The organism is Roseomonas acroporae (assembly GCF_023223525.1).
Taxonomy (GTDB): domain Bacteria; phylum Pseudomonadota; class Alphaproteobacteria; order Acetobacterales; family Acetobacteraceae; genus Roseomonas_E; species Roseomonas_E acroporae.
The window spans coordinates 72,625-93,420 of sequence record NZ_JALPRX010000076.1 but is presented as its reverse complement, the minus strand read 5'-3'; the positions used below and the strand labels follow the sequence as shown (position 1 = coordinate 93,420).

At 72.9% G+C, this 20,796-nt stretch carries 19 protein-coding genes; 11 read left to right on the top strand and 8 right to left on the bottom strand.

What is annotated here, in order from left to right:
• Window positions 1–554: 554 nt before the first annotated feature.
• From M0638_RS17710 to M0638_RS17675, 8 genes are all read right to left on the bottom strand, one after another.
• On the bottom strand, window positions 555–1,298 hold the full coding sequence (locus M0638_RS17710) for an aspartate/glutamate racemase family protein (protein WP_248668331.1): 744 nt from the start codon (window positions 1,296–1,298) through the stop codon (window positions 555–557).
• Window positions 1,299–1,309: 11 nt separating this feature from the next.
• The gene (locus M0638_RS17705; protein WP_248668330.1) at window positions 1,310–2,005 is read right to left on the bottom strand and encodes a glutathione S-transferase family protein; all 696 of its coding nucleotides are present in this window, start codon (window positions 2,003–2,005) and stop codon (window positions 1,310–1,312) included.
• A 125-nt stretch (window positions 2,006–2,130) separates the two neighbouring features.
• Window positions 2,131–3,810 (bottom strand): eCIS core domain-containing protein, encoded by a 1,680-nt coding sequence (locus M0638_RS17700; RefSeq protein ID WP_248668329.1) that lies wholly within the window; start codon window positions 3,808–3,810, stop codon window positions 2,131–2,133.
• Between the two features lie 152 nt (window positions 3,811–3,962).
• On the bottom strand, window positions 3,963–5,240 hold the full coding sequence (locus M0638_RS17695; RefSeq protein WP_248668328.1) for a multidrug effflux MFS transporter: 1,278 nt from the start codon (window positions 5,238–5,240) through the stop codon (window positions 3,963–3,965).
• A gap of 187 nt (window positions 5,241–5,427) precedes the next feature.
• On the bottom strand, window positions 5,428–5,838 hold the full coding sequence (locus M0638_RS17690; protein ID WP_248668327.1) for a hypothetical protein: 411 nt from the start codon (window positions 5,836–5,838) through the stop codon (window positions 5,428–5,430).
• A 93-nt stretch (window positions 5,839–5,931) separates the two neighbouring features.
• Window positions 5,932–6,498 carry a precorrin-2 dehydrogenase/sirohydrochlorin ferrochelatase family protein gene (locus M0638_RS17685; protein ID WP_248668326.1) on the bottom strand — a complete coding sequence of 189 codons (567 nt, stop codon included), beginning with the start codon at window positions 6,496–6,498 and terminating at the stop codon, window positions 5,932–5,934.
• A 168-nt stretch (window positions 6,499–6,666) separates the two neighbouring features.
• Window positions 6,667–7,665 carry a Bug family tripartite tricarboxylate transporter substrate binding protein gene (locus M0638_RS17680; protein ID WP_248668325.1) on the bottom strand — a complete coding sequence of 333 codons (999 nt, stop codon included), beginning with the start codon at window positions 7,663–7,665 and terminating at the stop codon, window positions 6,667–6,669.
• A 154-nt stretch (window positions 7,666–7,819) separates the two neighbouring features.
• The gene (locus M0638_RS17675) at window positions 7,820–9,580 is read right to left on the bottom strand and encodes an NADPH-dependent assimilatory sulfite reductase hemoprotein subunit (RefSeq protein ID WP_248668324.1); all 1,761 of its coding nucleotides are present in this window, start codon (window positions 9,578–9,580) and stop codon (window positions 7,820–7,822) included.
• A 111-nt stretch (window positions 9,581–9,691) separates the two neighbouring features.
• On the opposite strand from M0638_RS17675, the gene cobA reads away from it, so the two are divergent.
• From cobA to M0638_RS17620, 11 genes are all read left to right on the top strand, one after another.
• Window positions 9,692–10,501 carry a uroporphyrinogen-III C-methyltransferase gene (gene cobA, locus M0638_RS17670; protein ID WP_248668323.1) on the top strand — a complete coding sequence of 270 codons (810 nt, stop codon included), beginning with the start codon at window positions 9,692–9,694 and terminating at the stop codon, window positions 10,499–10,501.
• 17 nt (window positions 10,502–10,518) lie between these two features.
• Window positions 10,519–10,746, top strand: a complete 228-nt coding sequence (locus M0638_RS17665) for a hypothetical protein (RefSeq protein WP_248668322.1) — start codon at window positions 10,519–10,521, stop codon at window positions 10,744–10,746.
• 539 nt (window positions 10,747–11,285) lie between these two features.
• A complete protein-coding gene (locus tag M0638_RS17660) occupies window positions 11,286–11,972 on the top strand; it encodes a GntR family transcriptional regulator (RefSeq protein WP_248668321.1) in 687 nt (228 codons plus the stop codon).
• 190 nt (window positions 11,973–12,162) lie between these two features.
• Window positions 12,163–12,405, top strand: coding sequence for a DUF3072 domain-containing protein (locus M0638_RS17655; protein WP_248668320.1), 243 nt, complete (start codon window positions 12,163–12,165; stop codon window positions 12,403–12,405).
• A gap of 367 nt (window positions 12,406–12,772) precedes the next feature.
• Window positions 12,773–13,531, top strand: a complete 759-nt coding sequence (locus tag M0638_RS17650; protein ID WP_248668319.1) for a transglycosylase SLT domain-containing protein — start codon at window positions 12,773–12,775, stop codon at window positions 13,529–13,531.
• Window positions 13,532–13,909: 378 nt separating this feature from the next.
• Complete coding sequence (locus M0638_RS17645) at window positions 13,910–14,332, top strand: response regulator (protein WP_248668318.1); 423 nt, start codon at window positions 13,910–13,912, stop codon at window positions 14,330–14,332.
• A 979-nt stretch (window positions 14,333–15,311) separates the two neighbouring features.
• A complete protein-coding gene (rfbF, locus tag M0638_RS17640; RefSeq protein WP_248668317.1) occupies window positions 15,312–16,097 on the top strand; it encodes a glucose-1-phosphate cytidylyltransferase in 786 nt (261 codons plus the stop codon).
• A 104-nt stretch (window positions 16,098–16,201) separates the two neighbouring features.
• On the top strand, window positions 16,202–16,807 hold the full coding sequence (rfbC, locus tag M0638_RS17635; RefSeq protein WP_248668316.1) for a dTDP-4-dehydrorhamnose 3,5-epimerase: 606 nt from the start codon (window positions 16,202–16,204) through the stop codon (window positions 16,805–16,807).
• Window positions 16,804–18,132: an NAD(P)H-dependent oxidoreductase gene (locus M0638_RS17630; protein WP_248668315.1), complete on the top strand. Its 1,329-nt coding sequence runs from the start codon at window positions 16,804–16,806 to the stop codon at window positions 18,130–18,132. The genes rfbC and M0638_RS17630 overlap by 4 nt, the downstream gene beginning before the upstream one ends.
• A 96-nt stretch (window positions 18,133–18,228) precedes the next feature.
• Window positions 18,229–19,281 carry an NAD-dependent epimerase/dehydratase family protein gene (locus M0638_RS17625; RefSeq protein ID WP_248668314.1) on the top strand — a complete coding sequence of 351 codons (1,053 nt, stop codon included), beginning with the start codon at window positions 18,229–18,231 and terminating at the stop codon, window positions 19,279–19,281.
• Window positions 19,274–20,446: a glycosyltransferase family 4 protein gene (locus M0638_RS17620; RefSeq protein ID WP_248668313.1), complete on the top strand. Its 1,173-nt coding sequence runs from the start codon at window positions 19,274–19,276 to the stop codon at window positions 20,444–20,446. Before M0638_RS17625 ends, M0638_RS17620 begins: the two co-directional genes overlap by 8 nt.
• Window positions 20,447–20,796 lie beyond the last annotated feature (350 nt).

The window sequence follows — 20,796 nt, the reverse complement described above, 5'->3', positions numbered from 1 at the left end:
CCGCTTCGCCGCCGGAAGGCGAGACGGCGCGCGCCGCGCCGGGGCGGCGCCGGGCAGGCCGCCGGAGGCTCGCGGACGGGCGGGCAGGCTCTCGCGCCGCCTCTGCCGCCGAAGCCTAGAGCATTTTCAAGCTGGGTGTACTCACCCAGCGACCCGGAAAATGCGAAAAACCAAAAGGTTGGAGCCGTTCCGGCCTGATACAGTCAGGCCGGAACGGCTCTAGCCGTGGGGCGGGCGGCGCAGGGCTTCAGCGGAAGGTCCACATGCGGTGCCGCCCGGTGCGGCGGCCGCCATAGACGCGGATCTGCCCGAGGCCGCGCCAACGGCCGCCCGCGGGCGTCGCGCCGGGCGGCGACGGCGGGGCCGGCAGGGTCGCCCCGGCCCGCCCCGGGCGCAGGAATGCCGGCAGGGGGAGAAGGAGAAGCGCGCGCCGCGCGATGGGTGTGCCGGTCGGGTTCATGAACGCTATGGTAGAATCATTCGCCGGGCAGTTCAGTCGAGAAGTTCGGCCGATCGGGCACGTCCCGCCCCGGTGCCCTGCCGGAAGCCCGTCGTCACCCGCCGGCGATCCACCGCCCCAGCGCCTCCGGCAGCCCCACCGAGGGCTTGGGCGGCGGCCGGCGGTAGGTCCCCGCCACCGCCTTGCGCGGCCGCAGCGCCACCAGCGCCTCGGCCTGCTTCACCGCCGCCGCCGCGCAATCCACCACCGGCACCGGGATGCGGTCGGCGACACGCGACGCGAGTCCGGAAAGGGGCGCCCCGGCCAGCACGATCGCGTCGGCGCGATCCTCCGTCACGGCGCGGGTGGCCAGCGCCACCAGCGCCTCCGCCTTCTCCTCGCCCACCGTGGCGATGTCGGCGAAGCCCTCGTCGAGCGCGCGCACCCCGGCGCAGCGCGCCTCCATGCCGTGCCAGGCGACGCATTCGCGGTACCAGGGCTCCAGCGCGGCGGTGAAGGTGACGATGGCGAAGCGCCCGCCCAGCATGCAGGCAGTCAGCATGCCCGCCTCGGCCAGCCCGATCACCGGGATCGGGAACAGCTCGCGCGCGCCGCCGAGACCGGGATCGGCGAAGGCGGCGATGATCGCCGCGTCCACCTCGTGGTGCCGCTCGGCCAGCATCTCCAGCGCCACGGCGCCGCCGATCACCGCCTCGGCGCGCGAGGCGATGTAGGGCACGCCGCGCGGCGCGGTCACCGGCACCAGCTCGGTGCCCGGCGCGGCGACGGACCGCGCCGAGTCGGCGAGCAGCGCCGTCACCGATTCCGAGGTGTTGGGGTTGAGCAGCAGCACCCGCACGGGCGGTGCGCTCAGCCGTCGTAGCCGGGGGCGCGCCGCGCCAGCCCGCCGAACGCGTCGAGCAGCCGGCCGCGCCAGGCGGCGACCGGGTCGTCGGCCTCCAGCACCGGGAAGCGGCTGACGCAGCGTGCCCACTGGAAGCCGCCGAACACGGCGTAGTCGGCGTAATCCGGCGCCTCGCCGCCGATATAGGGCTGGGTGCGCAGCGTCATGCGCAGCGGGTGCAGCGCCTGCCGGAATTCGGCCACCCGCTCCTCGCGCCCGGCCGTCACCGCGTCGAGCTTCATGCCGAAGCGCTTCTCGCGGCTGGAGACGAAGTAGTCGAGGTCGCCCGGGTCGAGATGCGCGGGGATGTCGGAGACGATCAGCCTCGCCAGCCCGGCGTTGACCACCGCATCGGCCCAGTTGGCGACGAAGCGGGTCAGCGCCATGCCGGCCGGGCCGCCGAACAGCGAGGGCCGGTCGGGATAGGCCTCCTCCAGGTAGGTGGCGATGCGCCAGGAATCGCTGACCACCGTCTCGCCGTCCACCAGCACCGGCACGAGGCCCTGGCCGGAGAAGGCGATGGCCGCCTTCTCGGCGAAGCGCCAGGGCACGGTCTCGACGTCGAGGCCCTTGTGCGCCAGCGCCAGCCGGATGCGCCAGCAGTACGGGCTGAACCGCCGTTCCGGCTCCGCGCCGGCCAGATCGTAGAGCATGCGCGCCATGGATACGCCTCCCTTGCCGGCGCGCAGCCTACAGGCGGATCGCGGCGGCCACGAGATGCCGCGCCGCCGGGTGCCGCGCCCCAGGGAAGGGGGCCAGGGGAGAAGCAGGGGGGAGGGTCGCGCCGTCAGAAGCCGGCGCCGCGCCGGACGTCCTGGTAGGCCGCCTGCACGAACTTGCCCCAGCCCTGCGAGCGCACGTCGTCGGTCCAGGGGCGGGAGGTGTAGTACATGCCCAGCGCCCCGACATTGTCGCCCGGCCACTGGTCGGAGACGAGCGCGTAGCGCGGCAGGTCGAGGCCGGGGAAGGCGGCGAGCGTTTTCGGCAGCCGCGCCGGGTCCATCAGCTTGCCCATGTCCGCCACGATGCGGATGTAGCGGGCGCAGGCGAAGATGTTGAACTCGTCGGAGGCGAGCAGGTAGGCGGTCTTGGTGTGGGTGAGCGACTTGCGCAGCCCGCTCGGCAGCAGGTCGGCGAACAGGTCGTTGCGCCGCGCCGTCATCGGCACGATCTGCCCGAGGCCGATCGAGGTCTCCGTCTGCGTCACGGAGGTGGCCGCCTCCAGGTCCTTGGCGTCCTCGTTCGCCGACTGGTCGCGCTGCTCGGCCAGGATGATGGCGGCGATGATGCCGGGGTGCAGGTTGTGGGCGCGCGCCGCGGCGCGCATCACGTCCGCCCGGCTGGGCAGCCTGGCGTAGCTGTCGGCGACGATGCTGGAGATCGGCCGGCGCACCAGCAGCTCGGCCTGCTTCTCGCGGTCCACCGTGCCGGTGGCCTTCAGGTAGGCGAACAGGTCGCCGTTGTAGGTGGGGCCCTCGGAGACCGGGTTGCTGTACTGGATCGAGGTGCTCTTGTTGAAGGAGAAGGGGTTCTTCTTCTCGTTGAACATCACCAGCCCGTCCCAGGTCGACACCTCCCGCTTGGTCGGGTTGATGCCGGTGGCGCCGCTGCCGGTGAAGGCGCCGGCATTGTCGCCGCCGACCAGCGAGGCGAAGCCGGCCGGGTTGAACGGCGCCGCCACGATCGCCAGGGCGAGGGTGCGCAGGCTCGACTGCAGCTCGAAGCAGATGTCGTACAGGTAGCGGAAGTCGCCGCCGTAGATCAGGTCGTGCATGCTGCCGCCCGGCACGTCGCCGCCGATGGAGAACATCATCCGCCGCTTGATCAGCAGGGCGGCGGCGGCGTCGGAGCGGCCGCCCAGGGTCTCGACCAGCGTCACCAGCGCCTCGAAGTCGCTGCCGGTGTTGAGCAGGGCGCCGAGCTTCCCGGCCGCCTCCAGCTCGGCGATGGTGGCGGAGAAGGTCGGATCGGCCGCCAGGATCGACGCCGCCTTGCGCGTCTCGGCGGCGCTCATGTGGATGCCGTGGCCGATCAGCGGCTTGAGGGCGTCGCTGGCGGTGGTGCGGGCGATGGCGGCGCGCGGCTGCCGCAACGCCGCGACGCGCCGGCCCAGCAGCACCTGCCGCGCCGCCGCCTCGGCTTCCCGCTCGGCGTCGCCGTCGGGCGCCTCCAGCCAGTCCGGCCCCGCTCCCGGCACCGCCCCCGCCCCTGGGGCAGGCCGCCGTCGCGGCTGCAGCAGGTGCGCCACCTCGTGCGCCACCAGGCCGAGATCCGGCGTCCGGGAGAGCAGGTCGCGCGGCTCGGCGAACAGGATGGTGCGGCCGACGACGCAGGCACGTGCCCCGAGCGCGCGCGCCAGGCGCGACGCGGCGGCATCCGTCCGGACCCGCACGGCGCCGAGCGGCCGGCGGAAGGCCTCCTCCAGCCGGCGCCGCAGCGCCGAGGGGAGCGCCTGCGATGGCCCCATGGGCGGGACCGGCGAGTCTGGGGCACGGGCGTGACGCATGAGCCTGCTACTCCGTTCCCCCGGGCGGCACTGGCGCGCGAAGGGCGGACAATGCCGATAGAACGGCAGGCTTTCGTCTGGCCGTCGCGCCGCGGCGCGACGGCCGCCGCGCCTCACGCCGCGAAGGCGTCCCGCCCGATGCGGCTCGTCACCGCGCAGACCACGGCGAGCCCCGCCATCACCAGCGCCATCGCCAGCGCCGGCCCGCCGCCGATCAGGCCCACCAGCCCGCCCGCCACCGCGCCGCCGCCGAAGCCGAGGCAGCCCAGCACCGCCGAGGCGGTGCCGGCCATCCGCCCCGCCCGGGTCAGCGCCGCCGCCGTCGCGTTCGGCACCACGAAGCCGAAGGCGGCGAGGTAGAGGAACAGCGGCAGCGGCAGCCACTGCCAGCCGTGCAGCAGCCCGGTCGAGAGTCCCAGCGCCGCCAGCAGTAGCATCCCGCCCGCCACCAGCAGCAGCGCGACGCCGAGCCGCTGCAGCCGCGCCAGCCCGAGGGCGCGCAGCAGCCGCCGGTTCATCGCCGTGCCGATGATGATGCCCACCACGTTGCTCGCGAAGATCAGCGAGAAGGCCCAGGGCGGCAGGCCGAACTGCGTGACGAACACGAAGGGCGAGGCGACGATGTAGGCGAACATGCCGTTCTGCGGCGCCGCCGCGGCGAGCGCCGGCATCAGGAAGCGCCGGTCGGTCAGCAGCGAGAGGTAGTCGTACCCGATCGACAGCGCCGGGGCCTGCCGGCGGCGCGCCGCCGGCAGCGTCTCCGGCACGGCGAGCCATGCCAGAAGCAGGATCAGCAGCCCGAGCACCGCCAGCACCAGGAAGATCGGCCGCCAGCCGCCCAGCGCCAGCACCTCCGCCCCGATCATCGGTGCCGCCAGCGGGGCGATGCTCATCACCAGGGTCAGGGCGGAGAGCAGCGAGGCCGCCGCCTCCCGCTCGGCCAGGTCGCGCACCATGGCGCGGGCCAGCACCGGCCCCGCCGCGGCGCCCAGGGATTGCGCCAGGCGCAGGCCGGAAAGCTGGCCCGCGCCCGTCGCGAAGGCGCAGGCGGCGCCGGCCGCGATGAACAGCAGCATCCCCGCCGCCACCGGCCGGCGGCGGCCGATGCGGTCGGAGAGCGGCCCCCAGAAGAGCTGCCCCGCCGCGAAGCCGAGCAGGAACAGGCTCAGCGAGCCCTGCACCGCGCCGGGCGTGGCGCCGAGATCGGCGGCGATGTCCGGCATCGCCGGCAGGTACATGTCGATGGCGAGCGGCCCCACGGCCACCAGCGCGGCCAGCGCCACGACCACCATGGCGGTGACCGGAACGCCGGCCGGGGGCGGCGCGCCGGTGCCGTCATGCCCGGGCGCCGTCATGCCCGGCCTGCCGTCCGCGTCGCCGTCCGTCGCCATGTCCCAGTCCCGCGCAACCGCCGCGGCGCCCAGCGCGCCGCGTCCGAACCGGTTTGTGCGCTGCAACAATGGCCGGGGCAAGTCGCGGCCGCGGCCGGCCGCCATGCGGCGATGGCGGGCCGGTCCCCGCGCCGCGCCGTCCGGCGCGGGCCGCCCGCTCCGCGTCAGGCACCCGCCCCGTGGCGGATCAGAACGGCACCCTGACCGTCGCCCCGACGTTCGGCACGCGGCTGCCGGAGTTCGAGGCCGGATCGCGCGAGGTGTCGGCCGGCCCGAAGCTCGCCCCCTGCTGCGCCTGGCGGGGCGCCGAGACGCCGAAGTCGAGATCGGTGCGCGCCCGCATGTCGGCGCTCGCCGGGCGCGGGTTGGAGGAGGGGGTCGGCGCCGGGTCCAGCCCGCTCGCCGAACGCTGCGGCACCGGGTCGATCTGCGGCAGCTCTCCCGGGACGCGGCTGGCGGCGTTGCGGGGCTGGCCACCGGCAAGGGCGGTGGTGGCGGTCCGCCGGCGGGGCCGCGGCCGCCGCGTGCCTTCGGCCGCCAGGGCCGGGCCGGCGGCGGCCATGCCCAGCATGGTAAGCAGCGCGCGCCGGTTGAACATCCCTTCGAACCCTTCGATCCAGCCTTGTCCGGCCGCAGCCTGCGCTCCAAGCGCGCGGCATCGCAACGGGTTCGTGCGTGTCTCGTATCGGCTTCAGCCGGTCTCCTGCCGGTCCTGCGCGTCGAGCCAGGCGTTGGTCTCCGCCATCACCTCGGCCGGCCGCCGGCCCTCGGCGCGCAGCCGGTCGCGCAGCGCCGCCACGGCGTCGAGCCGCGCCGCCCATTCCGGCCCGTAGCGTTCCGCCAGTTGCCGGCGCAGCCGCGCCGCGACCGCCGGGCTGCGCCCTTCCGTCGAGACGGCGAGCACGAGCTGTCCGCGCCGCACCGTCGCCATGGCGTAGGCGTCGCAGAGCGGGACCACGTCCTCGACATTGACCAGCACGCGGTGCGCCCGCCCCAGCACGGCCAGCCGCGCCGCCTCGGGTTCCGGGAGGTCGGCCACGAACAGCAGCCGCGCGGCGGCGATCTCCGCCTCGTCCGGCAGCCGTTCGACCAGCCGCGCCCCGGCGCGGGCGCGCATCTCCGGCAGCGGGTCGGGGGCATGGATGGCGAGCCGCCGCGCGCCGGACTGCTCCAGCAGGTCGAGCCGCTTCAGCGCCGCCGGGCCGCCGCCCACCAGCAGCACGGGCCATTCGGCGAGGTCGAGCATCAGCGGCAGCATGCGCGGGGCTTCCTGTCGGGGGCGGGGCTGTCGGGACGCCGCCCCGGAACTCCCGGCGAAGGCGCCGTCCTCCCTGCACCCATCCACCCCGGAGGTCCACCGGGGGAAATTCCCCGGCCCCCGTCCGGCCCCCCGGACGGGCGGCTTGGCAGGCGGCCCTGCCGGCGGTCAGTCCGGCCGGGCGCCGATGCGCCGGATCACGGCGCCCCAGCGTTCCGCGTCGGCGCGCAGCACCTCGGCCAGCGCCTCCGGCCCCTCGTCCTGCGGCTCGACGCCGAGCGCCAGCAGCCGCTCGCGCAGCTCGGGCTTGGCCATCGCGGCGCGCGCCTCGCGGTTCACCCGCTCGACGATGGCCGGGTCCGTGCCCGCCGGCGCCACCAGCCCGTGCCAGCCCACCGCCTCGATGCCGGGCAGGCCGGCCTCGGCCAGGGTCGGCACGTCCGGCAGCGCCACGCTGCGCGCGCCCGAGGTCACGAACAGGCCGCGCAGCCGGCCGGCCCGCACGTGGTCCGTCACCGCGCCGATGTTGATGAGCACGCCCTGCAGCGCGCCCGACATCAGGTCGTTGATCGCCAGCGCGCCGCCGCGATAGGGCACGTGGGTCCAGCGCAGGTCGGTCGCCTCCTGCACCAGCGCGCCGGTCAGGTGCGCCAGGCTGCCATTGCCCGGCGTGCCGATCGCGAGCGGCGCCCGCCTGCCGAGCTCGACGAGGTCCTCCAGCGAGCGCGCCGGGCTGTCCGCCTTCACCACCAGGATCTGCGGCACCTTCACGGCGCGGAGCACCGGCGCGAAGTCGCGCAGCGGGTCGAAGGAGAGGCGCGGGAACAGGGCGCGGTTGATCGACAGGCTGTCCGAGCCCGCGAGCAGCGTGTAGCCGTCCGGCCGCGACCGCGCCGCCAGCTCGTAGCCGAGGTTGCTGCCGGCGCCCGGATGGTTGTCCACCAGCACGGACTGGCCGAGCGGCTCGGACAGGGCCCGCGCCAGCAGCCGCGCCACGATGTCCTGGCTGCCGCCGGCCGCGACCGGGACGATGAGGCGGACCGAGCGGTCCGGCCACGCCTCGGGGGCGGCGCCGGTGGCGGCGAAGGCGGGGCGGGCGCTCGCCGGCATGGCGCGTGCCGCGAGGGCGGCGGCGGGCAGCAGGGCGAGCAGGCGGCGGCGGTGCATGGCGGTTCCCGGGGGTCGGCGGCGGCATCCCCCGGCGGCGCGTGGCCGACGGGGCGGGGGAGGGGCGGGGGCAGGATTCGGCCCGCCTCGGCGGGCGCTGGTTCGTGCGGGGGAGGGGGCCGTCGCGCCGGGCGGCGCAGCGGCCCCGCCCGGTTCAGGCGGCCTTCTTCGTGGCCGGCAGCAGCGCGGCGGGCAGCAGGGCGAGCAGCGCGTCACGGCCGAGGCGGTGGCAGAAGTCGCCGAAGCCCTCGCCTTCCCGCCGATCGCCGGCCCAGGCGGCGAAGAGCGGCTCCAGCGTCTCGCCCACGCGCTCCTGCGCCACCCGGTCGAGCAGCGGGAAGGACATGCGCGTGCCGGCGAAGTCGCCGCCCACGTAGAGCACGTAGTGGCCGGGCATCCGGCCGACGAGGCCGATATCGCCCTGGTAGGGCCGCGCGCAGCCATTCGGGCAGCCGGTGACGCGGAAGCTGATCCGCTCGCCCTCCAGCCCGTGCCGGGCCAGCGCCGCCTCCACGTCGGCCACCATCGGCGCCCGCGCCCGCTCGCCCTCGGTCAGCGACTGGCCGCAGGTCGGCAGCGCGACGCAGGCGAGCGACCAGCGGGCGATCGGGGTGATCTCCTCGGCCAGCCGCACCCCGTGCTCGCGCAGCACCGCCTCGACGGCGGCGCGCTGCCCGGGGGCGATGCCGGTCAGCAGCGCGTCCTGCTGCGGCGTCAGGTTGAGGTCGAGGCCGAAGCGCTCGACGATGGTGCGGAAGGCGGTGCGCAGCCGCACCTCCCCTTGATCGGGCCCGTGATCGACGATTCGCCCGGCCGGCACCGGCACGCCGAGCCACCAATTGCCGTCGCCCTGCTCGTGCCAGCCCAGCAGCTCCGGCATCCGCAGCGGCGGCACCGGGCGGGGGGGCTGGAGGGGCTCGCCGTAATAGGTCTCGACCTGCTCGCGCACCCAGTCGATGCCGCGGTCGTGGACGACGTACTTCAGCCGCGCCCGCTTGCGGTCGGTGCGGTCGCCGTTGTCGCGCTGGAAGCGGATCACCGCCTCGGCCAGGCGCAGCAGGTCCGCGCGCGCCACGTAGGCGAGCGCCGTCGCGAGTCGCGGGAAGGTGGCCGGCTTGTTGTGGGTCATCCCCATGCCGCCGCCGACATGCACGTTGTAGCCGACCGGCTCGCCCGCCGGGTCCTCGCCCGTGACGGCGACCAGGCCGAGGTCGTTGGCCAGCACGTCGGCGGTGTTGTCGGCCGGATGGGCCAGCGCGATCTTGAACTTCCGCGGCAGGTAGGTCCTGCCGTACAGAGGTTCCTCCTCCGGCTCCACCACCGGCTCCTCGTCGAGGAAGATCTCGTGGTAGGAGCGGGTGCGCGGCAGCAGCGCCGAGGACAACATCCGCGCATCCGCCTCCAGGGCGGCATGCAGCGCGTCACGACGGGGAGCGGGGCTGGTCACCACGTTGCGAACGACGTCGCCGCAGGCGGCGAAGGTGGTGAGCAGGCTATGGTTGATCGCCGCGACCGCGGGCTTCAGGTTCCCGCGCAGGATGCCGTGGAATTGGATCGCCTGGCGCGAGGTGATGCGCAGCGTGCGGTCCGCGTAGCGGTCGGCCAGCGCGTCCAGCACCAGGTACTGCGCCGCCGTCAGGCGGCCGCCCGGCAGGCGCACGCGCGCCATGAACTGCCAGTCCTTGTCCTCGCCGCGCTGCTTGCGCTCGGTCGCCGTGTCGCGGTCGAACTGCTCGTAGCTGCCGTGGAACTTCAGCAGGTTGTACGAATCCTCGCTGATCCCGCCACGGCTGTCCGCCGCCAGCTCGCCGGCGATCCCGCCCCGCAGGAGGCGGCTGCCTTCCTTCAGCGTCTCGACCCCGGAGGGCTTCGCCGCCGGGGGCGTCGCTACGGACGGCTTCGTTGCCTGGGCCATCAACCTGCCTCCGAAAGTGGGCCAACCCGAGGGATGACCATGAGAATAGACCTTGTCATCGGTGGTTCGCGATATATACCTTCATGGGCTCGTAGTTAAGTGGAAGCCGACGTGTCCCCCGCGCATATTTCCCATGCCACGACCGATGACGGACCCCGCCCGGGCGAGGTGTGGCTGGTCGGCGCCGGTCCGGGCGATCCGGGGCTGCTGACGCTGCGCGCCGTCGCGGCGCTGGGCGCGGCCGATCTCGTCCTGCACGACGGGCTGCCCGGGCCGGCGGTGCTGCGCTACGTGCGGCCGGGTGCCGCGGTGATCGCGGTCGGCAAGTGCAAGGGCGCGGTGGTGATGCCGCAATCCGCGATCACCGAGCGGCTGATCGAGGCGGCGCGCGCCGGCCAGCGCGTGGTGCGCCTCAAGGGCGGCGACCCCTTCATCTTCGGCCGCGGCGGCGAGGAGGCCGAGGCGCTGAGCCTCGCCGGCATCCCCTGGCGGGTGGTGCCGGGCGTCACCTCGGCGACGGCGGCGCCGGCGGCGGCGGGATTCCCGCTCACCATGCGTGGAATCGCCCGCAGCGTCACCTTCGTCACCGGCCATGACGAGCGCGGCAGGCTGCCGGATTCGGTGGACTGGGCGGCGCTGGCGCGGCTGGGCGGCACCATCGTCGCCTTCATGGCATCGAGCCATCTCGACGAGATCGCGCTGCGCCTGCTGGCGGGCGGGATGGCGGCGGCGACGCCGGTGGCGATCGTCTCCCGTGCCACGCTGCCGGATCAGGCGGTGCTGCGCACCACCCTCGGCACCGCCACCCTCGATGCCCGGCGCGCCGCGCTGCCCACCCCGGCGCTGCTGGTCATCGGCGAGGTGGCGGCCCTCTCCAACCCCTCCGAGATCGTCGAGATCGCACGACAGTCCCACGGATAGCTGCAGGGAACGACAACATGATCATCCAGCCCCGGCTCACGGTCACGCACGGGCTCGGCACGCGGGCCGCGCCGCGCCGCCCGGCGGCATGCCCCGGCCCGGACCGCAGGCCGGGGCCGGAGCAGGACATGCTGGATCTGTGGCGCGAGGATGGGCGCCCGGCCTCCGCGGGCCTGGTCGCGGCCGCCAGCGCGCTGGTGGTCGCCGCGACCCTGCTGCTCGCCCGGCTGACGGGCGTGGCATGACCACGGCCGGCGCAGGGCGCCCCGCGCCGGCCGGCGGCGGATGGTGAGGGGCGGGCGTCTGCCCTCCCGCCGTTCCGAATCAATGCGCCCCGGATCCGCATGTGGGATGCGGGTCCGGGGCGCATTGACTTGGGACGGCGATCCGCGATGCGGCTCTCCATCCCGGATGGAATGAACGGGTTACGGCGTCCCGGACCGCTTGGTTCTCGGGATGGAGTGCGAAAGGATCGACTTCACTATCCACCTGCCAAGCTGCAGCCTCTCTGGGCTGCGCACCAGGATCACCGTTCCCGCTTCAGGGCCGTTTGGCCTCCCCTTGCGGGGCACAATACGCACTCTTGTATAAGACACAAGATGTTTTGCGTCGTGCTGCGCTGCATCATGTTATGCGGTTGAAAGTTCGCGGGGCGATGCCGTCTCTTTGCGCGGTGCCCTGACGGGCCGACGCGACGAATGGATGGGCGGGGATTGTGAGTTCGCGAAGCGCGCCGGTTGCCGGCCGGGGCCAGCGTCTGGACGCGAGTCCGCTGTACCGTCAGGTGGAGGCCATCCTGACGCAACGGATCGCCGAGGGGGTATGGGCGCCCGGCTCGCTGCTGCCCGCCGAGCCGGAGATCGCGGCGGATCTCGGCGTGTCGCAGGGCACGGTGCGCAAGGCGCTCGACGGGCTGGAGCGCCGCTTCCTGATCGAGCGCCACCAGGGGCGCGGCACCTTCGTCGCCAGCCAGACCATCGACCGGGCGCTGGAGCATTTCTTCCCGCTGGTCGATGCCGATGGCCGGCGCAGCGACATGACCTGCGAGGTGCTAGAGGCCGGGACGCGGCTGCCCACCGGGACGGAGGCCGCCCGCCTCGGCCTGCGGGAGGGGGAGGCGGTCCACTGGCTCCTGCGGATCAGGCGGGCGCGCGGGCGGGTGCGCCTCGTGGAGCGCATCGTGCTGCCGGTACCCTGCTTCCCGGCCTTCGACCGGCTGACGCCGCAGGAGATCCCCGACCAGCTCTACGTCCTCTATCAGCGCCGGTTCGGCATCACGGTGGCGCGCGCCGACGACAGGATCGGCGCCGTGGCGGCGGATGCGGCGACGGGCGCGATCCTCGGCCTGCCCGCGGGCGCGCCGCTGCTGGAGGTGGAGCGGCTGGCCTTCGACATCCAGGGCCGGCCGGTCGAGGCGCGCCTCTGGCTCCTCGACTCCCGCGACGACCGGTACCACGCGGCCCTGAGCTGACCCCGGCCGACCAGGCGCTGGCACGGCGCCCTGCCGGCGCGGAAGACGTCGGCACGCCGCGCGGCGGCGCGTTGGGAACAGGCGCGGCGGCGCGGCGGGAACCGGCCCGATCCCTGGAACGTTAGGTGAACGGAAGGCGCGTCGATGCGCCCTTCCGGCCATCGGGCCCAACACCGAGGAGAGCATCGACATGGCGAGCAGGACCGACGCCGGGACCGCCAACCCGAAGCAGGAGCCGGCGCCGAATTCGAACGCGGTCAAGGACCCGGACGACTGGACCACCGGCGACGAGCCGATGACGGGTGCGCAGGCGAGCTACCTCAAGACTCTGAGCGAGCAGGCAGAAGAGGAATTCGATCCTAAATTGAGCAAGGCGGAAGCGTCGAAACGCATCGATGCGCTTCAGCAACAGACCGGCCGCGGGGCATCCTGAGCCATTCCGGCGGCATCGCGCTCCGCGATCGGGCGGTAGGGATATCAGCGCGTTGGAATGGTGGTTTTACCGCGGGGAAATGAACGCCCGCGGAATTCATGCGAATTCCCGCCGAGTCGCGGGCTTGTCATCTCACGTTTCCGTGGTTTGAGGGGGATGCCTCGCGTGATAACGACGAGGCATGAAAGCCGCAAACGGAAATCCGGTTCCCATCACCGGTTCACGCGCTGCCGCGTCGCTGCATCCCGCGTTGCAGGACGCGATCCCTCAATCCCCGTTCCGGAACGCGTCGGATAGGACCGGACGCCGCCGCAGGCGGCTCGCCACGCTGGGCAGGCTCGGGCCTGCGGCACTTCTCGGCACCCTGGTGGCGGCAAGCCCCGCTCTTTCCGGCCCGGCCGCCGCCAGCGGCCAGGGCCACCACCGCCACGGCGCCGGCCAGCGCCACGGCGCGGCCTCCGTCCAGCTCCGCTCGACGACCTCGTCCCGCCGCCATGCGGCGATACGCTCGGCCTGGGCGCGTCCCACCGCGGCCGGCGCGGCCAACGTCGTGTACGACATGTCGGAGGCCGGCCCCGCCATGGCCACCGACAATCCCCGCTCGGCCTGCCTCAACGCCGCCCGCGCGGCGGAGCGCGAGTACGACCTGCCGCACGGGCTGCTGGTGGCGGTGGCGCTCGCCGAGAGCGGGCTGCATGCCTACGCCCTCAACCTCGGCGGCCGCACCCATGTCCCGGCCAGCTTCGCCGAGGCGCGCCGCCTGCTGCAGAACAACCGCGGCCGCTCGGCCATGATCGGCTGTGTGCAGGTCAACGCCGCCGCCCATGCCCGCGGCGGCCAGGACTGGCCGCTCGACCCGGTGGTCGCCACCGAGTGGGCGGCGCGCACCCTGCGCTTCCGCTACGAGCAGACCGGCGACTGGGGCCAGGCGCTGCACATCTGGCAGACCGGGCGGAACGGCGGCCAGGGCGCGACTCCCGGCATCTGCCGCGTGCGGGCCAAGCTCGACGTGGTGGCGCCGAATTCGGACCTGTTCAGCGACCGCAATTGCGGCGGCATGCAGACCGCAAGGATCCGCCGCAGCGGCCGTGCCCTGCTGGAGCTGGCCGAGGCGCCGGATCGGTAGCCGATCCGCCACCCGGCGGGCCGTGCGATGCCGCCCGCAACGCCGGGCGGCACCGTGGCGTCGCCTTCCCGCTGGCTACCTTCCTGCGGGCGATGGGCCGACGACCTTCGCCTGGGCAGGGCGCCGGGCTTCCGGCGCTTCCGCCCCGGTCCCGGCCGGTAGCGATCCCCCCATCATCGGATCCGAGGGTCGTCGGCCGGGAGCGGTCGGCGCCGCCGCCACACCCGGCCACCGCCTCGGCGGCTTCCCGCTTCCGGCCGCGAGATCGGCGTTCATTCTTCCATCGTGAGTTGACTCACAAACTCGTCACGCGCCGCCCGAGCCGCCGCGTTCTATGAGCGGCCTGATCGAACTCAGTGAGGCTGTTCGCATATGGCCATGGCCCAGCCCCTGCTGCTGGTGGTCGAGGATGACCCGTTGGTCCGCGCGACGCTCGTGGACGCCCTGAACGATGGTGGCTTCGAGGTGCTGGAGGCCGAGGATGCGTCGACCGCCATGGGGCTGCTGCGCACCCGGCCCGACATCGTCGCCCTGCTGACCGACATCAACCTCGCCGACGGGCCGGACGGCTTCGAGCTGGCCGAGGCGGCGCGCCGGCTGCGGCCCGCATTGCCCGTCCTCTATGCCTCCGGCCGCTATGCCGAGCCGGTGGTCGAGCGCTGCGTGCCGAGCGCCGTCTTCCTCGCCAAGCCCTTCGCGCCCGCAACGGCGGTGGACACGTTGCACCGTCTGATCGCCGCCTCCCGCTCTCCCGACTGGCTGCACCAGGCGGCGCTGCGGTCGCGGCACGAGGGCTTCTGAGGGCTTGCCCGATCGGCCGGCGGCGGGTGGCGAGGGATTTCCCGCGCCGGCAAGGAAGGATCGTCGGCGCGATGTGGCGCCTCAGCCGGGCTCCCGACGCTCGTCCGCCCCCTCCGGCTGCGGAAAGGGCCCGCCGGAGCGGCCCGTGGGCCGCTCGGAGCGGATCCCGAAACGCTTCCGGCCCTGGGCTGCCGCCATGACGCGTGCGGCGCCGGTCGGGGCGCGGGTGACGGGCCTTCCCTGAAGCATGGAACCGCGGCGGGGTGACGGCCGCCGCCCGGCGCGGTCCTCCTCGCCCGGGGGCTCCCCGGGCCGGCGAGGCCTGCTCGCCGGCGACAGGGGGCGGCGGCCGCCAGGGCAGGCTTGCCGGCCATCCGTCCTCCGTGCGCGAACCCCGGAGGCCTGCCCGGGCGCCGGCGCCTGCCGCGCGAGCGCCATGGCGGCCTGGTCGTCGGCAGGCCGCGCCCGCAACGAGCGGTCGCCGCTGCCGCCGGCCGGGAAGGAGCCCGCCCGCAGTGGCGCGCTCCACGAGCCGGCGCACGCGAAAATACTGAAAATGCTGACTGTCTCTACCCCTGGGGGCATTCCGGCACGATTCACGGCGCCAGGGCCGCAGTTCCGGTTGAAAAAAGTACACAGTTCCTGTAACAATGGTCACCGGCGAGGTGCCGAATGAGCCAAGGATCTGCTCATGAGGCAAACCGAAAGCTGAACGAAGGGCTAAGTCGCCAGACTGGTGGCTTGAAGGTGGGATCTGTCGCATCGCGCGATCGTCGGCTCTCCCCTTGCGGTCACGATCATGTGATGGTCCGAACCGGGCGCCAGCTCACGCTAAATTTTTCTGAAAATGCTCCGGATGGATCTGAAGCGATCCAAGAAGTATCTTACGGGAAAAGATTGACAGAGCATCGTATTTTGCATACGAACGATCTGCGGATCGCCGTGTTTGCCCGCCCTCCCAGTCGGACAAGGAACGCTGATGAGTAACGTACCGCGCAGAGCCGTCATCTTCGCCGGTGGCTACGGAACGCGTCTGATGGAGGAGACGGAGGCGCGCCCGAAGCCGATGGTCGAGATCGGGGGCAGGCCGATCCTCTGGCATATCATGAAGATCTACGCCGCCAGCGGCATCACCGAATTCGTGATTCCGCTTGGTTACAAGGCGCACATGATAAAGCAATACTTTGCCGACTATTATCTGCATGCCTCCGATGTCAGCATCGACATGGTGGACAACCGTGTCACGACATTGCGCAAGACGGCCGAGCCGTGGAAGATCACGCTGATCGACACCGGCATCGACACCATGACCGGCGGCCGCCTGAAGCGGCTGCAGCCCTACCTCAACGACGAGCCCTTCGCCCTGACCTACGGCGACGGCGTCATCGATCTCGACCTGGGCAAGGTCGCCGACATGCATGCCAGCAGCGGGCGGTACGCCACGCTGACGGCGGTGCGCCCGCCCTCGCGCTTCGGCACGCTCACCATCGATGACGGCCAGGTGCTGGAATTCGCCGAGAAGCCGCTCGGTGGCGAGGCCTGGATCAACGGCGGCTTCTTCATGCTCTCCCCGCGCGTCTTCGACTACCTCGACGGCGGCGACGAGATGGTGTTCGAGCGCGGGCCGCTGGAGCGGCTGGCGCGGGACGGCCAGCTCCAGGCCTACCAGCACGAGGGCTTCTGGTACTCGATGGATACGTTGCGGGACAAGAAGCATCTGGAGGAGCTCTGGATGTCCGGCCGGGCTCCCTGGAAGCGCTGGTAGCGACGGCGCCCGCTCCGCGGCGCCCCCCGGCCGGGTCGGGGATGCCGCGGCGAGGCAGTGCGCCGGATGACGAACCGTCGGGGTCAGGATCTGAGAGAGCCGTCGTGAAATTCCATCCCACGCCCCTCGTGGGCGCGTGCCTGGTCGAACTCGAGAAGCGCGGCGACGAGCGCGGCTTCTTCGCCCGGTACTTCTGTGAGGACGAGTTCCGGGCGGCGGGTCTCGAGACCCGCTTCCCGCAGATCAACAACTCCCTCAGCGCCAAGCGCGGCACGCTGCGCGGCATGCACTACCAGCTGCCGCCGGCCGCCGAGGTGAAGGTGGTGCGCTGCGTGCGCGGCGCCCTCTGGGACGTGATCGCCGATCTGCGGCCGGACTCGCCCAGCTACGGCAAGTGGTTCGGCGCCGAGCTGTCGGCCGACAACCGCACCATGATGTACGTGCCGCGCGGCTGCGCGCACGGCTTCGTGACGCTCACCGACGACGCCGAGGCGCTCTACCTCTCCGGCGCCCCCTACGCGCCGGAGCAGGAGCGCGGCGTGCGCTTCGACGATCCGTGGCTCGGCATCGAATGGCCGGCGGAGCCCCGGGAGATCTCGGCCAAGGACGCCTCCTGGCGCGACTTCGATCCGGAATGGCATGGCGTCGAGCGGATGCGCGGGCTGCTCGCGCCCCTGCGCGCGGGCGCGAGGACGGGAGCATCGGCATGATCATCGTGGACAACGCCCTGGCCGCGCGCGCCGCGGCGGGCAACCCCGTGCGCGTCGCCATGTTCGGCGCCGGGTTCATGGCGAGCGGCATCGTCAACCAGATCGTCAACTCCGTTCCCGGCATGGTGCTCGTCGCGATCGCCAACCGCGACCCGGAGCGGGCGCTGCGCGCCTATGCCACGGCCGGCGTCGAGGCCGTGCGCGTGGACGACGCCACCGGGCTGCGCGACTGCCTGGCCGCCGGCAGGGCCGCCGTGACCGACGATCCGATGCTGCTCTGCGAGGCCGAGGGCATCGACTGCCTGATCGACGCCACCGGCGCCATCGAGTACGGCGCCCAGGTGACGCTGCGCGCCATCGCCTGCGGCAAGCCGATGGTCTCGATGAACGCCGAGCTGGACGGCACGGTGGGCTCGATCCTGCGTCGCAAGGCCGATGCGGCCGGGGTGATCTTCACCGGCTGCGACGGCGACCAGCCGGGCGTGCAGGCCAACCTCTGGCGCTTCGTGCGCTCGATCGGGCTGCAGCCGCTGGTCTGCGGCAACATCAAGGGGCTGCAGGATCCCTACCGCAACCCGACCACGCAGGAAGGCTTCGCGAAGCGCTGGGGGCAGAACCCCTACATGGTCACCTCCTTCGCGGACGGCACCAAGATCAGCTTCGAGCAGGCGATCGTCGCCAACTACACGGGCATGACGGTCGCGAAGCGCGGCATGGTCGGGCGCGACCACGCGGGCCATGTCGACGAGCTGACGAAGCTCTACGACGTGGAGGAGCTGCGCCGCCTCGGCGGCGTGGTGGACTACGTGGTGGGCAGCAAGCCGGGCCCGGGCGTGTTCGTGCTGGCGACGCACGACGACCCGAAGCAGCGCCACTACCTCAACCTCTACAAGCTGGGCGAAGGGCCGCTCTACAGCTTCTACACCCCGTACCACCTCTGCCACTTCGAGGTGCCGCTCTCGGCCGCGCGCGTCGTGCTGTTCGGCGACGCGGTGCTGCGCGCGGCCGGCGAGCCGCGCGTGGACGTGGTGGCGACGGCCAAGACCGACCTCAAGGCCGGCAAGGTGCTGGACGGGCTCGGCGGCTACGACACCTACGGCCAGTGCGAGACCTACGCGGCGACGCGCGCCGAGGGGCTGCTGCCGATCGGGCTCGCCGAGGGCTGCACGCTGAAGCGCGACCTGCCGAAGGACGCGGTGCTGCGCTTCGACGACGTCGAGATCCCGCCCGGGCGGCTGATCGACCGTCTGCGCGCCGAGCAGGATGCGCTGTTCCCCGCGCCAACCGCCACCACGGCCGGCAAGGTGTCGGCCGCCGTCCAGTGAGGCCAGCATGAACATCCGCATGAACCGCCTGCTGCGTGCCGCGGCACGCCCCGTCAGCCCGCCCTGAAGCCCGGCAACGTCGAGGATCATCCCGCCATGCGTATCCTGATCACCGGCAACATGGGCTATGTCGGGCCGCTGGTGGTGCGCCACCTGCGTGCCGTCATGCCGAAGGCAGAGCTGCTCGGCTACGACAGCGGCCTGTTCGCCCATTGCCTGACCACCGGCGGCCCGCTGCCGGAGACGCTGCTCGACGCCCAGTACTTCGGCGACGTGCGCGAGGTACCGGACGCGCTGCTGCGCGGCGTCGACGCGGTGGTGCAGCTCGCCGCCGTCTCCAACGACCCGATGGGCAACCGCTTCGAGGCGGTGACGGACGCGGTCAACCGCGGCGCCAGCCTCGACGTCGCCGAGCGCGCCCGCCGCGCCGGCGTGCGCGCCTTCGTCTTCGCCTCCAGCTGCAGCGTGTACGGCTTCGCCGAGGGCGGGCCGCGCCGCGAGACGGACGCGCTGAACCCGCTCACCGCCTATGCGCGCTCCAAGATCGCGACCGAGGAAGGGCTGAAGCAGGCCGACACCGGCGAGATGGTGGTCACCTGCCTGCGCTTCGCCACGGCCTGCGGCATGTCGGACCGGCTGCGCCTCGACCTCGTGCTGAACGACTTCGTGGCCTGCGCCCTCTCCACCGGCGAGATCTCCGTGCTCAGCGACGGCACGCCCTGGCGGCCGCTGATCGACGTGGCCGACATGGCGCGCGCCATCGAGTGGGCGATCGGGCGCGACCCGTCGCAGGGCGGGAAGTTCCTGGCGATCAATGCCGGCAGCAACGCCCGCAACCACCAGGTGAGCGACCTGGCCGCGGGCGTGGCGGCGGCGGTGCCCGGCACCCGCGTCTCGATCAACCGCGATGCGCCGCCCGACAAGCGCTCCTACCAGGTCGACTTCTCGCTGTTCCGCGAGATGGCGCCGGCGCACCAGCCGCAGGTGAACCTCGCCGGCTCGATCGACGGGCTGGTGACGGGGCTGCGGGCGATCGGCTTCGCCGATCCCGAATTCCGCCATTCCGACCGCATCCGCCTCAAGGTCTTGTCGGACCTGATGGCGGGCGGGCTGCTCGGTGACGATCTGAGGTGGCGCCGTCATGGTTGACGCGATGGTCATGGACACGGTCCTGGAGGCGCCGCACGAGATCGCGGCGCCCGACGTGGCGCGCACCGGTCTCGCCGGCCCGCTCGCCTTCGTGCTCGACGGCGACCTGAAGCCGGACGCGATGGACCTGCTGCGCGCGGGCAAGCGGCCGCGCTACATCTACGACCGCTTCCTGGAGCGGAACGACGCGCGGCTGGTGCAGCCGCAGGACGTGGCGGGCGACCAGGGCGCGCTGGTGCGCGGCCTGCGCCGCGTGAAGAAGGGGGGGCGCTACCTCTCCCTCGCGGCGGCGGTGCACCGCATGCCGGGGCACTTCACCGGCCTCGTGACGGCCGGGGAGGGGCTCGGCATTCCGCTGGCCCTGGTCGGGCGGGCCATGGGCCGGAAGACGCCGGTCTATTCGATGTTCCACGGGCACTACGTGGAATCCCCGAAGTTCCGGGTCGCCGCGCAGATCCTGCGGCGGCTGCCGAACTTCTACCCGCTCTGCCTCAGCTCCTCGCTGCGGAACCTCCTCGTCGACCGGTACGGCTTCTCGCCCGAGCGCTGCCACTCCGTCGAGTACGGGACGGACACGGCGTTCTTCCGGCCCGAGCCGCGCCGCCTGCAGCCTGGCGTGCTGCCGATGATCTCGAGCGCCGGCACCTCCGTCCGCGACTACGGCACGCTGCTCCAGGCGGCGGAGGGGCTTGCCGCCACCATCGAGATCGATGCGAGCAGCCTGTGGGAGGATATCGGCGCCTCGACCAAGGGGCGGACGATGCCGGCCAACGTCCATGTGGGCCGCACCGCCCCCTATGTGGGGCTGCGCGACCTGCTGGCACGTTCCGAGTTCGCGGTGATCCCGCTGGTCGAGCGTTCCTATCCGGCGGGCCTGTCCGTGATCGGCGAGGCCATGGCGATGGGCAAGGCGGTGATCGTCACCCGGACCGCCGGGCGCGGCGAGATCATCACCCATGGCGAGACCGGCTTCTACGTCGAGCCCGGCAACGCGGCCGAGCTGCGGGCGCGGATGCAGGAGCTGATCAGCCAGCCTGAGCTGGCACGCCGCATGGGCGAGGCGGCGCGTGCGCGGACGGTGCAGGAATTCAGCCTGGACCATTTCTGCGCGCGGATCGAGGCGATCATCGCCGAGAGCCAGCGCCGTCTGACTTTCGGCGGCTAAAGCATTCTCAAGCTGGGCGCACTCGCCCAGCACCTCGGAAAATGTGCCGAAGCAAAGGCTACAGCGAACCGCAGTCCGGTTGGGACTGCGGTTCGCCGTAGCTCGTTGTTCTCCGCGGATTCACGCCCCCGGGCGTAGCCGCCCTCCGGCGATCCGCTCTGGCAGGGTACCCGCCGGATCGGCGGTCCGGTCCCCCGCACGGTGCCCGATCGGCATCGTGCGGGGGATTCCGCTTTTCAGTGGCAGCACCGGCGGCGCGCCCGAGGGACCTGACCGGGCGGCCCGAAGCGGAGCGCTGCGAAAAGAGATCCGACCTGAGGCAGAGGTCTGTCGGCCGATTGCGGATCCGG

Excerpts from the sequence above, each read along its gene's own strand:
- M0638_RS17705 (WP_248668330.1), bottom strand. The coding sequence starts at position 2,005 with ATGGCGCGCATGCTCTACGATCTGGCCGGCGCGGAGCCGGAACGGCGG.
- M0638_RS17700 (WP_248668329.1), bottom strand. The coding sequence starts at position 3,810 with ATGGGGCCATCGCAGGCGCTCCCCTCGGCGCTGCGGCGCCGGCTGGAG.
- M0638_RS17695 (WP_248668328.1), bottom strand. The coding sequence starts at position 5,240 with ATGGCGACGGACGGCGACGCGGACGGCAGGCCGGGCATGACGGCGCCC.
- M0638_RS17690 (WP_248668327.1), bottom strand. The coding sequence starts at position 5,838 with ATGTTCAACCGGCGCGCGCTGCTTACCATGCTGGGCATGGCCGCCGCC.
- M0638_RS17685 (WP_248668326.1), bottom strand. The coding sequence starts at position 6,498 with ATGCTGCCGCTGATGCTCGACCTCGCCGAATGGCCCGTGCTGCTGGTG.
- M0638_RS17680 (WP_248668325.1), bottom strand. The coding sequence starts at position 7,665 with ATGCACCGCCGCCGCCTGCTCGCCCTGCTGCCCGCCGCCGCCCTCGCG.
- M0638_RS17675 (WP_248668324.1), bottom strand. The coding sequence starts at position 9,580 with ATGGCCCAGGCAACGAAGCCGTCCGTAGCGACGCCCCCGGCGGCGAAG.
- M0638_RS17665 (WP_248668322.1), top strand. The coding sequence starts at position 10,519 with ATGATCATCCAGCCCCGGCTCACGGTCACGCACGGGCTCGGCACGCGG.
- M0638_RS17655 (WP_248668320.1), top strand. The coding sequence starts at position 12,163 with ATGGCGAGCAGGACCGACGCCGGGACCGCCAACCCGAAGCAGGAGCCG.
- M0638_RS17645 (WP_248668318.1), top strand. The coding sequence starts at position 13,910 with ATGGCCCAGCCCCTGCTGCTGGTGGTCGAGGATGACCCGTTGGTCCGC.
- rfbF (WP_248668317.1), top strand. The coding sequence starts at position 15,312 with ATGAGTAACGTACCGCGCAGAGCCGTCATCTTCGCCGGTGGCTACGGA.
- M0638_RS17630 (WP_248668315.1), top strand. The coding sequence starts at position 16,804 with ATGATCATCGTGGACAACGCCCTGGCCGCGCGCGCCGCGGCGGGCAAC.
- M0638_RS17625 (WP_248668314.1), top strand. The coding sequence starts at position 18,229 with ATGCGTATCCTGATCACCGGCAACATGGGCTATGTCGGGCCGCTGGTG.
- M0638_RS17620 (WP_248668313.1), top strand. The coding sequence starts at position 19,274 with ATGGTTGACGCGATGGTCATGGACACGGTCCTGGAGGCGCCGCACGAG.